Origin of the sequence: Agrobacterium sp. LAD9 (assembly GCF_003031125.1) — a bacterium.
Taxonomy (GTDB): domain Bacteria; phylum Pseudomonadota; class Alphaproteobacteria; order Rhizobiales; family Rhizobiaceae; genus Agrobacterium; species Agrobacterium radiobacter.
On sequence record NZ_PHGS01000001.1, the window covers coordinates 85,932 to 101,253 of the forward strand.

Below are 15,322 nucleotides of genomic sequence, written 5' to 3' on the forward strand. Positions count from 1 at the left end.
CGAAACCTTCGCGATGCACCATGTCTCGGGCAGAGCTGCGTTTGAAGACGGAGCCCGTGCATTATCGCATGGTCGACCGACTGGGCAACCCTTTATTGCCAAACTTCAATTGACGTTACGTAGGGTGCGTGTGACAATCCGTCGCATCGTAACGCAACGGAAGAGGAGCCGGCGCGTTACAGGAAATGGTTCGTCCATGACGCAGGAGGGATATTATGAGTTATACGAATGCTGCTCCATCCTTTGGGCAGGCGCCGGAAGCGAACGGACATGGGGCCGGTCCCGTCAAGGTCGATCCGGATCGCATCACGATTGCAGTCATTCTTGCGAGAATGACGGAATTTTTCGACTTTTTCATCTATGCCATCGCCTCCGCGCTCGTTTTCCCGCATGTCTTCTTTTCCTTCGTCGATCCGCTGACGGCCACGCTCTATTCCTTCGCGGTTTTCTCATTGGCCTTTATCGCAAGGCCGATCGGCTCGCTGATCTTCCTCCAGATCGACCGAAAATTCGGCCGCGCCGTGAAGCTGATGGCCGCCCTCTTCACGCTCTGTGGTTCCACCATGGCGATCAGCTTTCTTCCGTCCTATGCGGAAGCAGGCGTGCTTGCTCCCTGTCTTCTGGCGGTATTCCGCATCGGCCAGGGTCTTGGCCTTGGCGGCGCTTGGGACGGTCTAGTCTCGCTGCTCGCCATGAATGCGCCGCCGAAGCAGCGCGGCTGGTACGCCATGATGCCGCAGATCGGTGCGGCCATGGGCTTTGGCCTCGCCAGCGCCTTCTTCATCGTCTTCGTCACGCAGCTTTCCAATGCGGAATTCCTCGCCTGGGGCTGGCGTTTCCCCTTCTTCGTGGCGCTGGCGCTCAATGTTCTCGCACTGTTTGCCCGTCTTCGCATGATCGTGACGCCGGAATTCCAGGCCATGCTGGAGCAGCATGAGCTGGAACCGCGCCCGATGTTCAAGATGCTGCGTTCGCAGTTTCCGGTGGTCGCCACCGGTGCCTTCGTGCCGCTGGCGAGCTTTGCGCTCTTCCATCTCGTCACGGTCTTTCCGCTGAGCTGGGTTTCGCTCAACACCAGCCAGCGTGTCTCGGACTTCCTGTTCGTGCAATTCGTCAGCGCCATCATCGCCGGCGGCATGATCGTGGTTTCAGGCATACTGGCCGACAGGATCGGCCGGCGGAAGCTTCTGGCTGTCGCGGCGGTGCTGATCGGCCTCTTCAGCCTCGTGGCCCCCGTTCTCCTGAGTTCGGGCGATATCGGTCGCTATCTCTTCGTGCTGATCGGCTTCTCGTTGCTTGGCCTGTCCTTCGGTCAGGCGGGCGGCGCACTCGCCTCCCGCTTCAGTCGCGAGTACCGTTATACCGGCGCATCGCTCACCTCGGATATTTCCTGGCTGATCGGGGCCGGTTTCGCACCGCTGGTCGCACTCGGATTTTCGTCCAAATTCGGCCTTTTCGCGGTTGGCATCTATCTGATGTCGGGTGCTCTTTGTACCCTGATTGCCCTCTGGTTCAGCCGTACGCTGGATATGCCGTCGGAGTGATTTCGGCAATTTAAAAATCCCTGCAGCCATCGCGCCGCGGAATCCTGTCGGATTTCGCGGCGTTTTTGTTTTTTTATTGCGCAAGGCCGATTTTAATCTTGACTCGGTCGATCATGAAATATTATGTAAGTACTGCTGACATAATTCAGTGTACCTCACCGCCGGAAAGCCGGCCATCAGGGAACGCGATGCGAACGACGACGATCATTATTTGCGAGAGAGCGGCCATCGCCGCCACGCCGTTTGACGGCCGCAAAACGACCGTTCGCGCCATTAAACGCCGATAAGCAGAAAAGAAGAGGAGCAGCCAGGTCGCCTGCGGCTCCGCCCGCAGAATGCCGGTTGCCGCGCCGGATTTCGGGAAAAGAGGGTGATGCCGCGCGAAATGCGCAATGAGAGGAGAGTGCCTTGAGTGTGACGGAGCAAAAATTCGGCCTTTACGATGCCGCTTTTGAAAAAAGCAGCTGTGGCGTCGGTTTCATCACCCGCAAGGACGGCGTGCAGACGCATGATGTGCTCAAGCGCGGTCACGAGGCGCTCTGTGCCGTGCCGCATCGCGGCGGCATGTCGGCGGAAGGTGTCGGTGACGGTGCCGGCGTTTCGCTTGATCTCTCACTCTCCTTTTTCCAGAAGCTGACGGGGAACGACGCCTTGCAGACTGGCCGGTTCGGCGTCGGCAATTTTTTCCTGCCGCAGAACCCCGCATTCCACGATCAGGCGGTTGGCATTATCGGCAGCGCGCTGCAGGAGCAGGGGTTTTCGATCCTCATCGTCCGTGACGTGCCGGTGAATGACGCGGCCATCCGCCCCGCTGCCATCCCTTACCAGTTGCCGATCCGGCAATGGGTCTTTTCGTCGCCAGTGGAATGCGCAACTCTCGTCGAATTCGACTGGCGCATCCACAAGGCGCTGCTTGCCATCGAAGCACTTGCTTATACCGTGCCGGAACTCGCCGGCTTTTATCCGCTGTCGCTCAGTGCGCGTACGCAGGTGCTCAAAGGGCGTCTGAACTCGCACGAGGTCATGCCCTATTTCTGCGACCTCACCGATCCGCGCCATGAAGTGCATACGATGTATTTCCACACGCGGTTTTCCACCAATACCGATCCACACCCCTCCATGGCGCAGCCTTTCCGCCTGATGGCGCATAATGGTGAGCTCAACACCGACAAGAAGAACCGGCTGTCGGAAGCGGCCGTGGCGCTGGCGAAGAATGCCAGCATCGTCAGGCCTAAGGGCCAATCGGACAGCTGCCGGCTGGACCAGACCCTGCAGACGCGGGTGATGGAGGATGGTCTCGACCTCGTCACCGCCGTGGTCTCGATGATGCCGCCGGCATGGGAAAACGATGATACCCTGTCGCCGGGCGTCAAAGCGATGCTGGAATATTTCTCGCTCTATGAGGAGAAGAATGATGGTCCGGCCGCGCTGATCTTCGGTGATGGTACCATCATCGGTGCCCGTCTCGATCGTCTCGGCCTGCGCCCGCTGCGCACCGTCGAGACGGAGGGTTATCTCTGCGTCATGTCGGAGGCGGGGCAGATCGCCTTTCCGGCAGAAAGCGTCATCCGCCGCGGCCGCATCGAGGCGGGTGGCATGCTCTATTACGATCACGCCGAACGTCGCGCCTTTTCCACCGTCGAGGCGCTGGAGCTTCTGGCAGCGCGGAGGGACTATCCGTCGCTGCTGTCCGAATCCCGGGTAATGCTTGATGACTTACCGGAAGTGCCGGCGGAAAAGCAGGGCTCGCCGCTTCGTTACAATGGCGATCTGGAACGCCACCAGCGTTACGTCGCCTATTCGCACAATCAGGAAAGCTTCAAGTTCCTGATGGACCCGATGTTAGCCTCCGGCGCGGAAAAAATTTCGGCCATGGGTTACGGCAACGCCATCAACGCGCTTTCCGATCAGGAAGGCGGGGTTGCCAAGTATTTCTCGCAACGCTTCGCGCAGGTCACCAACCCGCCGCTCGACAGCATTCGTGAGGCCGATGGCATGACGCTGCGCGTGGCTCTCGGCGCAAAGCCGAACAGCGGCGCGAAGAAGGCCCGCCAGATCGTCGTGCGCTCGCCGATCCTGACCCACCTCGACATGCTGCGTATTCGCGAACAGTCGGAGACGCCTCTTCGCCGTTTCGAAATGCTCTATTCGCCGGTCTTCGACGTTGCGCACGCCAATGAAACGGCCCTGCGGCAGGCAATCGACGGCCTCTGCGGTGAGGTTGTGGCTTTTGCGGCTGAGGAAGGCGGCATTGCCATCATCACCGACCGGCATGTCTCGGCAGGCCGCGCGGCTTTGCCGATGATCATGGTCGTCTCCGCCATCAATCAGCGGCTGATCGAGGAAGGCCTGCGGCTGCGCGTTTCGCTGATCGTCGAAAGCGGGCAGTTTTCCTCCTCGCATCACATTGCGGCAAGCCTCGGCTTCGGCGCTTCGGCCGTCTATCCGCTCGGCGTGCAATTCCGCGCCGAGGAGAAATTCGGTGCTGATGCCGACAAGGCCTTCAAGCGCTTCGCCAAGGCGGCCGAAAAGTCGCTGATGAAGACCATGGGCAAGGTCGGGCTGTGCACGGCGGAAAGCTATATTGGCGGCGAGTTCTTCGAGCCGAACTTCCTCGATACCGACGACGTGGTGCTGAAGCGTTATTTCCCGAATGTGAAGACGCCGGTCGGCGGCGTCAATTTCGCCGTCATTGCGCAGGCGGTGGCTGACTGGCACCGGAAGGCGCTGTCCGTGAAGGGTGAAAATGACATTCCCCTGCTCGGTCTTTTCAAGGAGCGCGCCGAAGGGGCCGGCCATTCCTATGGCACGACGGCCGTGCGCGGCTTCGTGGACATGACGGAGGAAAAGATCGGTTTCGACAAGGGAACCGATAATGAAGAGGCGCTACGCCTCCTGCCGCTCAACCGGCTGGAGGATGCCTTCGGTCTCAACGATGCGGCCTATTATCACAACAGCTTTGACCGGCTGACCCCGGAGGCGATCGACGCCTTCGAGGTAACGCCCGGCTATCGCGCCTTCGCCCGCATGATGGCGGAAGAAAGGTCGCGCCGTCCTGCCGCCCTGCGCGATGTTCTGGAGTTGCCGGCCGATGTGACATTCGCCGGTTCGGCAGAAGAGTTCCGCCGGGAAATGGGTCGCTTTTCCCGGCATGGCAATAACAGCTTCATGGTGCGCGGATTGCTTTGCGAGAGCGCGGGAGACGGTGCGTTCCGGCTACAATTGACCGGCTCGCACGGTCATGAACTTGCCCGGCTTGCCGCACTCGGCCAGTCATTGCTCGACCGCTTCGGAACGGATATCCCCGGCCATTGGCTGGAAGGCGGCGCGCTGCTGGTTCAGGCAAAGGGCGAGGCATTCACCTACCTGTCTCTCATCCGTACCGCGCCGGCAGGCATTCCGCTTGATGCCGTGCAGAAGGCCAGCGAGATCACCAAGACCCTAGCATCGGGCGCCATGAGCCATGGCGCGCTGGTCGCGGCTGCCCATGAGGCGGTGGCGCATGGCACCAATATGGTCGGCGGCATGTCCAATTCGGGTGAGGGCGGCGAGCATATTTCCCGTTACGGCACCATCCGCGCCTCCCGCATCAAGCAGTTCGCCTCCGGCCGTTTCGGCGTCTGGGCCGGTTATCTTGCCGATCCAATGCTGGAGGAAATCGAGATCAAGATCGGCCAGGGTGCAAAGCCGGGCGAGGGTGGGCAGTTACCGTCTCCCAAAGTGACGGTCGAAATCGCCGCCGCGCGCGGCGGCACGCCGGGCGTCGAGCTTGTCTCGCCGCCACCGCATCACGACACTTATTCGATCGAGGATCTGGCCCAGCTCATCCATGACGCCAAGGCGGCGCGTGTGCGCGTCATCGTCAAGCTCGTCTCGTCGGAAGGTATCGGCACGATCGCGGTCGGCGTCGCCAAGGCTGGCGCGGATGTCATTAACGTTGCCGGCAATACCGGCGGCACGGGTGCAGCGGCCGTGACCAGCCTCAAATATACCGGCCGTGCGGCGGAAATCGGCATTGCCGAGGTGCATCAGGCGCTTTGCGCCACTGGCCTGCGCGCCAAGGTGCTGCTGCGTTGCTCCGGCGCACACCAGACGGCGAGCGACGTGGTGAAATCAGCGCTTCTCGGCGGTGACAGCTTCGAATTCGGCACCACGGCGCTGATGATGCTGAAATGCGTGATGGCGAAGAACTGCAACATCAAGTGCCCAGCGGGTCTCACTACCAATCAGGAAGCTTTCAACGGTGATCCGCGCGCGCTGGCGCAATATCTCATGAACATCGCCCATGAGACCCGCGAGATCCTGGCCGCACTCGGGCTGCGCTCGCTGCGCGAAGCACGGGGCCGTTCCGATCTTCTTCACCTTCTCGATCATCCGGCCAGCGTCGGCCAGCTTGACCTCCGGGCGATGCTTGCCGTGGTCGAAGAGGTGAAGATCGACAACCCCGTCTATATGGAAAAGGACTTCGCGCTGGACGATGCCTTCATCGAACTCATCCGCTCGGCTCTGATCGACGGCAGACGGGAAAACATCGAGCTTGGCGGCAATCGTTTCCTCAACAATTGCAACAAGAGCGTTGGCGGCCAGCTCGCCGTCGATATCGAGCGCATGCTGAACCACGAGCTTTCCGACGAAGAGGCGGATGCGCTGCCGGCAGTGAAGCAGGACAGCCGTGGCCGCCGGTTCCTCGAGGCTGGGTCGGTGCGCATCGATACTTCAGGTTCGGCCGGGCAGTCCTTCGGCGCTTTCTGCAATGACGGCATGGTCATGGTCCATACCGGCACCTGCAATGACGGCGTTGGCAAAAGCGCCTGCGGGGGCACCATCGTCGTACGCTCTCCGGGCGGCGGTTCGCAAGAGGCTGGCGGCAATGTGCTGGTCGGCAATTTCGCGCTGTTCGGTGCCACTGGCGGCCGCACTTTCGTCGAGGGTCAGGCGGGCGACCGTTTCGCGGTGCGTAACTCCGGCGCGACCGCCGTGGCCGAAGGCGTGGGCGATTTCGCCTGCGAATACATGACCAACGGTGCCGTTCTCAACCTTGGCAGTTTCGGCAAGGGTTTCGGCAACGGCATGAGCGGCGGTTTCGTCTATCAGTATGATCCCTATGGCGATCTGCCGAAGAAGGTCAGCCACGATTCCATCCTGCTCGGTTCGATCACCGGTGAGGACGAACAGGCCGCGATCCACAATCAGGCCGTCCACCAGCTTTTGACCTGGCATGTCGCGGAGACCGGCTCGGCCAAGGCCGCATGGCTTCTGGAAAACTGGGAGAGCGAACAGCACAATTTCGTCTATGGCATGCCGCGCGCCCTGCTGCTTTATCAGGACAGCGATGAAATTCTGAAGGCGAAGCCCCGCAAGGAGCTGCTGGAGGAACTGGCATCTGCGCTTGCCGCCCATCAGGTGCGGAAGTTCAAGCTCGCTTACCGCGACCGTAAGGCCGTTTTGAACGGAACCGTACCGGGTTATGGCGAGACGGACACGGAGGACATGTATGCGCTTCTCAACAACTACACGGTGTTGAGCATGGCGCAGGCAATCGCCCTGCAGCGGCTGCCGATGGCGGCGGGCCCTTCCGATCCCGCAATCGAAAAAGCCGTACGCAATCTCATCCTCACGGAAGACTACGCATTGATGCAGCGTTTGCTGAAATACGCCCGCGAGGCGCTCTCCGATCATAGCGATGAACAGCTTGCGGTGATGATCGCCGCCAAGCGTCTCGACGACTACAAGCAGGCGCTGGCGCGCCGCAACATCTGGTCGGTGGACAGCCCCGGCACCTATGGCTGGATCATTCAGCAGAACCGGAAAAACATCGAGAGGATCGGCCGCCTCCCGGGCTTCGAGGAGCTTTTCGCGGCGCGTGCCATTCCAGATCTCGCCACCGCATCCAGCCACAGGGCAGCATGATGAAGATACCTTATATTCCCGAAGACGCGCCCTTCAATGGTGATCAGCGCGCATGGCTTTCCGGTTTTCTGGCCGGGCTCCATTCCCGCGCCGCCATAGGTATGGAGACTTCTGTTGCCGCCGCTGCCCCAAAGGCGGCGGCCAGCCTGCTGAATATTCTCTTCGGCACCCAGACCGGCAATGCCGAGGCGCTGGCGATGGATATCGCCGCCGCAGCGCGTGCGCAGGGCATGCGGCCGGTGGTGGCTGCGCTGGATGATGTCTCGATGGACGGTCTCGGTGCCATGAAGCGAGTCATCGTCGTCACCTCGACTTACGGCGAAGGTGAAATGCCTGACAATGCCCAGCTTTTCTGGGAAGCACTTTCCACCGGCGCCGCGCCGCGTCTGGATGAGATGAATTTTGCCGTGCTTGCGCTTGGCGATACCGGTTATGATGGCTTCTGCCAGGCGGGCAAGCTCATCGATACGCGGTTCGAGCAACTTGGCGGCAAGCGGATGAAGACGCGTATCGACTGCGATATCGACTTCGAGGATGCGGCCGCCGCATGGATCGGCGAGACCCTGCCGCTTGCGCTTGCTGTCGATGGTGGCAATGCGGCAGCTGTCATGCCCGATGTCGCCGAACCTACTGTGCCGACAAAGCAGGGCTGGAACCGCAAGAATCCCTATTCGGCTGAGGTGAGCATCAATCGCCGCCTGTCCGGTCCCGGATCGTCCAAGGAGATTCGTCACTACGAATTCGGTCTCGGCGAAAGCGGGCTCGACTATGAGGCGGGTGATGCTCTTGGCGTCGTGCCCCTGAACGATCCGAGACTGGCGGGCGCGCTGCTGGAACACTTCGGAGCGGCCGCGGACAGCCAAATCAGCGGGCTGGACCGGCCCGTTGGTGATGCGCTTCTCAACATGTTCGAGATATCGACTCCCTCACGCGAACTCGTCGCCGAAATCGGCAAGCGTGCGGGGCATGAGGAACTCAGCCACATCATCGCAAACGGAGACAAGGAGCAGATGGCCGCCTTTCTCTGGGGCAAGGATATTCTCGACCTCATCAATCTCGGCGGAAAGCCGCTATTTGATGTCGCTGAATTCGTGACATTGCTGAAGCCGCTGCAGCACCGGGCTTATTCCATATCCTCCAGCCCTCTGGTTGCGAAAGACAGCGTACATCTGACGATTGCCAGCGTTCGTTATCGCGCCGAGGGCCGTGAGCGCGGCGGCGTGTGCTCCACCTATCTGGCCGACCGGGTGGAGGCTGGACGGAATGCCGGAATTTTCGTCTCGCCGAACAAGTCATTCCGTGTGCCGCAGGACAATGATGCGCCTGTTATCATGGTGGGACCGGGAACGGGCATCGCGCCTTTCCGGGCATTTTTGCAGGAACGGCAGGCGCGCGGCGCCAAGGGCAAGAACTGGCTGTTTTTCGGTGATCAGCACCGGCAGTCGGACTTCATCTATGAAAACGAACTTGCCGACATGAGCCGCGACGGCGTGCTGACCCGTCTCGACCTGGCCTTTTCACGGGATCAGGTGGAGAAGATCTATGTCCAGACACGTATGCGGCAGAACGGCAAGGCGCTCTATCAATGGCTTGAAGAGGGCGGTTACTTCTACTTGTGCGGCGATGCGACCCGCATGGCAAAGGATGTTGACGATGCCCTGCATAGTATCGTCAGCGATGAGGCCGGCATCTCGGCCGAAGCGGCAAGCGATTATGTGAACCGGCTGAAGCGCGAAAAACGCTATCTGCGCGATGTCTACTAGAGATTTCCTCTGGATGAAAGATTACCGTCTGCGCCCAACTGCGTCAGCAATTGGTGCAGGCGGTCTCCGTATCGCGCTGCTTGAAAAAATAATCACGGCCGATGGTGATCGACTTTACCCCGGATGAGGAAATATCTGTCATGAACATCAGCAATTCATGCGGGATGGAAAGCTCGACATGGATGAGGAAGCTGTTTTCCGCGAGCAGCCGTGTCGGAACCGCGACCGCTGATCCTACCGCGTAGGGTCTCTGGTTTTTCTCATTCCAGGACCAGACAATTTTGGCCTGCTTCTGCGCGTCGATCTTGATGCCGCTGATCTTCAGTTGCAGACCCTTTGTGCTGTAGGGCGCAAAGACCGCGGATGCGACATCTTGCATGCCCGCAAGATACGTTTTGTCGACGGAACCCGTCTTCGATATCAGGTCGTTGATAGTGGCGGCGGCGCTGCTTGCGCGTTTGTAGGTATTATAGCCGATCGTCAACTCGAAAGAGGTCACATAAAGCGCGAGCAATATAGGGAAGAGGATCGCAAACTCCACCGCGCCCACGCCGCGCTTGTCTTTTGCAAAGCTTGAGGCGAGCGCCATCAGGCGTCGTTTGCACTTCGTCGCGACGGACACCATCCCTGCCATCATGAGCCCCCGCTTGTGATATATTTCTCGTTCATGAAAGCACCGGTCGCGACAATGAGGAAATGCGAGGGCATCGACCCGTCGGCCGGTCGGATCTTGGTCAGATACGGCCGGATGATATCGGCGATCACACGCCAGCGATAATAGACGCGCAACATGTTGATGGTTTCCGGTCCACCCGGCTTGAAGCCGAATTGGGCCGTATCAAGATCGTAATATTCGCCAAACGCTTTGAGCGGTATCTTGGTCGGAATATCCTTGAAGGCGGTGAAGGAGCGAAGATCGATATAGAGTTTCTGTTCCTTTTTGATCTCATCCGCCGAGCAGGTGATCATCACTGAAACTTCATTACAGAAACTCTTGCGAAAATCCTCTTTCGAAATCGAACTGCTTATCTGCCCGGTCCTCAGACGCCGGGCCATGTTTTCAGTGGCATTGACGACCACCTGTTCTGCCATCATGGCGATGAAGGTTTCGATGATCGCAAAAACAACAAGGAAATAGGGAATGGCGAGGATCGCAAATTCGATGGCTGCGGTCCCGTCGCGCGAGACTCCGAATTTTTCCAGCAATGGCTTCAGTCTGGCCAGTCGCATGAGGTGGTGTCTATCTCTAAGAATATGCGGCAAGCGCAACCGTTGAATTTGTTGCGGACCATAACCACCCGATGTTTAAATTCAGTTACTCCGATGAATTATACTTTAGTGAATTCCGAAATTGATACGACCCGCAATATAAAAGCCCGGCGCATGGCCGGGCTTTTGTCGAAATTGAAATGGGCGATTATTCCGCATCCGCTCTGGAGAGAACCTCCAGAGTCGGCGTGGAGGTGATGTTATAACCGCAGTCCACATAGTGGCACTCGCCGGTAACACCACGCGACAGACTGGACAGCAGGTAAAGTGCCGATCCGCCGATATCATCGATATCCGCCGTCCGCCGAAGCGGCGCGTTTTTCTGGTTCCATGCGTAGATCGCCCGCGCATCCGAGATGCCGGCGCCCGCCAGCGTGCGGACCGGACCGGCCGAGATGGCGTTGACGCGGATATCGCGTGGGCCGTAGTCGGCGGCGAGATAACGAACCGATGCCTCAAGAGCCGCCTTGGCGACGCCCATGACATTGTAGTTCGGAATGACGCGCTGTGAACCATTATAGGTCAGCGTCAGCATGGAGCCGCCGTTCGTCATCAGTTCGGCGGCGCGCTTGGCGATTTCCGTGAAGGAGAAACAGGAAATGACCATGGTGCGGCTGAAATTCTCCCGCGTCGTATCCGCATAGAGACCCTTCAGCTCGTTCTTGTCGGAAAAGCCGATGGCGTGCACGACGAAATCCAGTACACCCCATTTTTCGCGGATCGCCGCAAAAAGCGCGTCGACCGAGGCAACATCCTCGACATCGCACGGCACGATGAAATCGGAACCGAGTTCGGCGGCGAGCGGCTTCACACGCTTGCCGAGCGCCTCTCCCTGATAGGTGAAGGCGAGTTCCGCGCCCTGTGCCGCAAGCGCCTTGGAGATACCCCAGGCGATCGAGTGATTGTTTGCGACGCCCATGATGAGGCCGCGTTTACCCTGCATGATGCCGTTCATTGGCAATTATCCGTTATGACGCTGGAAGACGAGCGTGGCGTTGGTGCCGCCGAAGCCGAAGGAATTGGAAAGGATGGTGTCGATCTTGGCGTTGTCGATGCGGCTGCGAACGATCGGGACGCCTGCAAATTCCGGATCGAGCTCGGAAATATGCGCGCTTTCGCCGATGAAGCGTTCCTGCATCATCAACAGGCCGTAGATCGATTCCTGAACGCCGGCGGCACCCAGCGAATGGCCGGTGAGCGACTTGGTCGACTGGATATGCGGGATCCTGTCGCCGAAGACTTCCCGGATCGCGCCGATTTCCTTGCTGTCGCCAACCGGCGTCGAGGTGCCGTGGGTATTGATGTAGTCGATATCGCCCTTGACGGTGGAAAGCGCCTGCCGCATGCAGCGGATCGCGCCTTCGCCTGAGGGAGCCACCATGTCGTAACCGTCGGAGGTCGCGCCGTAACCCACGATTTCGGCGTAAATCTTGGCACCGCGCGCCTTTGCATGCTCCAGTTCTTCGAGAACCAGCACGCCAGCACCGCCGGCAATCACGAAACCGTCGCGATTGACGTCATAGGCGCGCGAGGCAACGTCCGGCGTCTCGTTATATTTGGACGACATGGCGCCCATGGCGTCGAAAAGGTTGGACATGGACCAGTCGAGATCCTCATGGCCGCCTGCGAACATCACGTCCTGCTTGCCCCACTGGATCATTTCAGCCGCGTTGCCGATACAATGCGCCGAGGTGGAGCAGGCCGACGAGATGGAATAGTTGACGCCGTGGATCTTGAACCAGGTGGCGAGCGTGGCCGAAGCGGTGGAGGACATGGCCTTCGGCACGGCGAAGGGGCCGATGCGCTTCGGGCTGTTGTTCTTCAGCGTGATATCGGCGGCTTCGACGATGGTACGGGTGGAAGGACCGCCCGAACCCATGATGATGCCGGTACGCTCATTACCGCTGATATCGCTCTCTTCGAGACCGGAATCGGCGATTGCCTGCTTCATCGCGACATGGTTCCACGCGCCGCCCTGCGACAGGAAGCGCATGGCGCGGCGGTCTACCAGATCGGTCGGGTCAAGAGACGGCTTGCCCCAGACCTGGCATTTGAAACCGTGTTCGGCAAAATCCGGCGAAAATGAAATGCCGGATTTGGCATTGCGCAGGGATGCGGTGACTTCAGCGGCATCACCGCCGATGGAAGAAACAATACCGAGGCCGGTGACAACAACTCGTCTCATGAAAGGGACCTTTTCTTAAGATTTCGGCTGGACGACCGAAGCCGCCCGGCGTTTGTCAGGACTATTCCGTCTGCCTCAGGCAGCCTTTTCCTTCGACAGGCCTACGCGCAGGTCCGTCGCCTGATAAATGGTTTCGCCGTCCGCCTTCAGCCAGCCGTCGGCGGTGCCGAGCACCAGACGACCGCGCATCACGCGCTTGAAATCAATACCATATTGAAGGAGCTTCGTGTGAGGGCGAACCATGCCCTTGAATTTCACTTCGCCGGTGGAAAGCGCCATGCCGCGGCCTTCTTCGCCCAGCCAGCCAAGGAAGAAACCCGTCAGCTGCCACATGCCGTCAAGGCCGAGGCACCCCGGCATGATCGGGTTGCCCTGGAAGTGGCAGGGGAAATACCAGTCGTCGGGGCTGACATCATATTCGGCACGGATGAAACCCTTGTCGAAGGCGCCGCCGGTTTCGGAAATTTCGGTAATGCGATGGACCATGAGCATGGGGGGCAATGGGAGCTGTGCATTTCCCGGGCCGAACAATTCGCCGCGACCGCAGGACAGGATCTCCTCATAATTGTAACTTGATTGCCTCGTTGCCATACCGCTTTCACTTCCCCAGTTACTGGTGTTGATCGACTTCACTAGAGCAAGTTAGGTTCAAAATGAAGCGCTGCAAGGGCAGAGGCCGCTCGGGCGTCATTCTTTGTCTTCGAACCTTCTTTGCAGAAGTCATTACCTCAATATGCCGTCCGCATACAGGAACCATCCGGCTGGAACCAGAGGAAATTTGCAAGAATGGCCGGTTTGCCGCCATTTGCCGCGCCTGACGGCGCTGAAACTATTGAAAGCGCTCGCTGCAAAAGATATATGCTAATGCAATTGATGAGTTTTACTCCTGTGCTCGGAATGGGATTGCATGGCATTTGACGCCACATTGGATATCGGAACGAGGCTGCGGCGCTCGGGGCTGCGCCCCACGCGACAGCGTGTGGCTTTGGGCGATCTTCTCTTCGCAAAGGGCGATCGCCACCTGACGGTCGAGGAACTGCATGACGAGGCGGTCACAGCCGGCGTGCCCGTTTCTCTCGCCACGGTCTACAATACGCTGCACCAGTTCACCGAGGCCGGTCTTATCCGCGTTCTCGCTGTGGAAGGCGCCCGCACCTATTTCGACACCAACGTTTCGGATCACCACCACTTCTTCGTGGAGGGCGAGAACGAGGTTCTCGATATTCCCGTCAATAACCTCCAGATCGACAATCTGCCGGAAGCGCCCGAAGGCATGGAAATCGCCCATGTGGACGTGGTCATCCGCCTTCGCCGCAAGCGTGGCTGAAGCTCTTTGTCCGATAACGGATGTGAAAATGGCGCCCATGGGCGCCATTTCTGTTTTCATCGGTCGTTTTTATATGTCACTTCATGACATCTTCTGGCCGCCTGCCTGGCTTGGCCTTGTAGGGCGGGAAAGTCCAGCCGAAGATCAGCGCGCCGGACCGGATGCCAAATGCCGTCAGAAAACCCGCCGCTGATGCGGCATAAAGCGGTGCGCCGAAAAAATAGACGACAATGAAGGTGGAGGAGCCCAAAAGCGCGCAGGTGATATAGATCTCCGGCCGCAGGAGCACGGAAGGTTCCCCGGCGAGAATATCGCGCAGTACACCACCGAATGTCGCCGTCAGAATGCCGGTGACGATGGCGACGGTTGCGGAGCCGCTGGCGGCAAGACCCTTGGCTGCTCCCATGACGCAATAGGCGGAAAGGCCGAGCGCATCGAGCCAGATCAGCACCCGGTAACGGGATTCGAAAAGATGGGCGGTGAAGAACAGCAGCACCGCGACCGAGACGCAGACGAGAATATAGGTGGGGTTTATCACCCAGAACACCGGCGTCCTGCCCAGTACGAGATCACGCACCGTGCCGCCGCCAATGCCGGTCGCGGCTGCGAAAAACAGGAAGCCGATCAGGTCGAGCTGCTTGCGCGAGGCGGCGAGCGCGCCGGTTGCGGCAAAGACGGCGACGCCGGCATAATCGAGAAAACCTAGAAGCGTCATGAAAAGGTTCCCCCCGGAAACACGGGCTGCGAACACGTCAGTGTCGCGCAAGCACTAAACTCTAGGCTGGCCGCCCGGATGATCGCAACATCCATAACCGAAACGGATGCAAAGGAAAATGCCGTGCGAATCGCTCTCGTTGCCGCGCTTCAGGTGCTGGTTCTCTTGATGTTTCCGGTGACACTCTCGGCGCAGCAGCAGCTGGTGAGTGATCCCGAGATTTATGAAAAGGACCATTTCCGCAACGAGTGCAAGGTGGCGGCGTTCGGCGACGATTTCGTCACGCGGCTGGATATCAACAATGACGGGCTGATGGATGCCGTCGTCAATCATGGCGTTCTCGATTGCGATGGCGAAAAAGGCCGTGCCTGCGACGAAGAGGGATGCCCCTATAATTTCTACGTCCAGGTGAAAGAGGGCGGTTATCTGATGATCGCTACCGCCCGGATTTACGGTTATGATTTCATCAAGCGTTTCGGCAACATGGTTTTCGTGCTGAAGATGCACCCGCGTTATTGCGAGCGGACCGACAAGGAGCCCTGCCTGATGACGGTGCGGGTGCGCGGCACGAAATTCGTCACCATCTCGCGAAAGTGACGGCGACGATTG

The 15,322-nt window shown here is 59.3% G+C and carries 11 protein-coding genes; 5 read left to right on the forward strand and 6 right to left on the reverse strand.

The features are described 5' to 3' along the window. Positions 1-215: 215 nt before the first annotated feature. The 3 genes from DA915_RS00430 (at position 216) to DA915_RS00445 (ending at position 9,217) form a co-directional block, all read left to right on the forward strand. A complete protein-coding gene (locus tag DA915_RS00430) occupies positions 216-1,544 on the forward strand; it encodes an MFS transporter (RefSeq protein WP_003507259.1) in 1,329 nt (442 codons plus the stop codon). 408 nt (positions 1,545-1,952) lie between these two features. Beyond that, a complete protein-coding gene (locus tag DA915_RS00440; RefSeq protein ID WP_107674765.1) occupies positions 1,953-7,454 on the forward strand; it encodes a glutamate synthase-related protein in 5,502 nt (1,833 codons plus the stop codon). Next, complete coding sequence (locus DA915_RS00445; protein WP_107674768.1) at positions 7,451-9,217, forward strand: sulfite reductase subunit alpha; 1,767 nt, start codon at positions 7,451-7,453, stop codon at positions 9,215-9,217. The genes DA915_RS00440 and DA915_RS00445 overlap by 4 nt, the downstream gene beginning before the upstream one ends. Before the next feature lie 43 nt (positions 9,218-9,260). Here DA915_RS00445 and DA915_RS00450 read toward each other — a convergent pair whose 3' ends face one another. The 5 genes from DA915_RS00450 to fabA all read right to left on the reverse strand — a co-directional run bounded on the left by DA915_RS00450 (position 9,261) and on the right by fabA (position 13,262). Continuing rightward, the gene (locus tag DA915_RS00450; protein WP_060727113.1) at positions 9,261-9,854 is read right to left on the reverse strand and encodes a TadE/TadG family type IV pilus assembly protein; all 594 of its coding nucleotides are present in this window, start codon (positions 9,852-9,854) and stop codon (positions 9,261-9,263) included. Continuing rightward, the gene (locus DA915_RS00455) at positions 9,851-10,447 is read right to left on the reverse strand and encodes a TadE/TadG family type IV pilus assembly protein (protein ID WP_003507270.1); all 597 of its coding nucleotides are present in this window, start codon (positions 10,445-10,447) and stop codon (positions 9,851-9,853) included. The genes DA915_RS00450 and DA915_RS00455 overlap by 4 nt, the downstream gene beginning before the upstream one ends. A gap of 187 nt (positions 10,448-10,634) precedes the next feature. After that, on the reverse strand, positions 10,635-11,441 hold the full coding sequence (fabI, locus tag DA915_RS00460) for an enoyl-ACP reductase FabI (protein WP_003507271.1): 807 nt from the start codon (positions 11,439-11,441) through the stop codon (positions 10,635-10,637). Positions 11,442-11,447: 6 nt separating this feature from the next. Continuing rightward, the gene (gene fabB, locus DA915_RS00465; protein WP_003507273.1) at positions 11,448-12,671 is read right to left on the reverse strand and encodes a beta-ketoacyl-ACP synthase I; all 1,224 of its coding nucleotides are present in this window, start codon (positions 12,669-12,671) and stop codon (positions 11,448-11,450) included. Positions 12,672-12,746: 75 nt separating this feature from the next. Beyond that, complete coding sequence (gene fabA, locus DA915_RS00470; RefSeq protein ID WP_003507274.1) at positions 12,747-13,262, reverse strand: 3-hydroxyacyl-[acyl-carrier-protein] dehydratase FabA; 516 nt, start codon at positions 13,260-13,262, stop codon at positions 12,747-12,749. A 316-nt stretch (positions 13,263-13,578) separates the two neighbouring features. Here fabA and irrA point away from each other — a divergent pair, with 316 nt between their 5' ends. Continuing rightward, the gene (gene irrA, locus DA915_RS00480) at positions 13,579-13,998 is read left to right on the forward strand and encodes an iron response transcriptional regulator IrrA (protein WP_003507276.1); all 420 of its coding nucleotides are present in this window, start codon (positions 13,579-13,581) and stop codon (positions 13,996-13,998) included. Between the two features lie 76 nt (positions 13,999-14,074). Here irrA and DA915_RS00485 read toward each other — a convergent pair whose 3' ends face one another. Continuing rightward, positions 14,075-14,713: a trimeric intracellular cation channel family protein gene (locus DA915_RS00485; RefSeq protein WP_099085756.1), complete on the reverse strand. Its 639-nt coding sequence runs from the start codon at positions 14,711-14,713 to the stop codon at positions 14,075-14,077. A gap of 78 nt (positions 14,714-14,791) precedes the next feature. Here DA915_RS00485 and DA915_RS00490 point away from each other — a divergent pair, with 78 nt between their 5' ends. Next, the gene (locus DA915_RS00490) at positions 14,792-15,310 is read left to right on the forward strand and encodes a hypothetical protein (RefSeq protein ID WP_107674770.1); all 519 of its coding nucleotides are present in this window, start codon (positions 14,792-14,794) and stop codon (positions 15,308-15,310) included. Positions 15,311-15,322 lie beyond the last annotated feature (12 nt).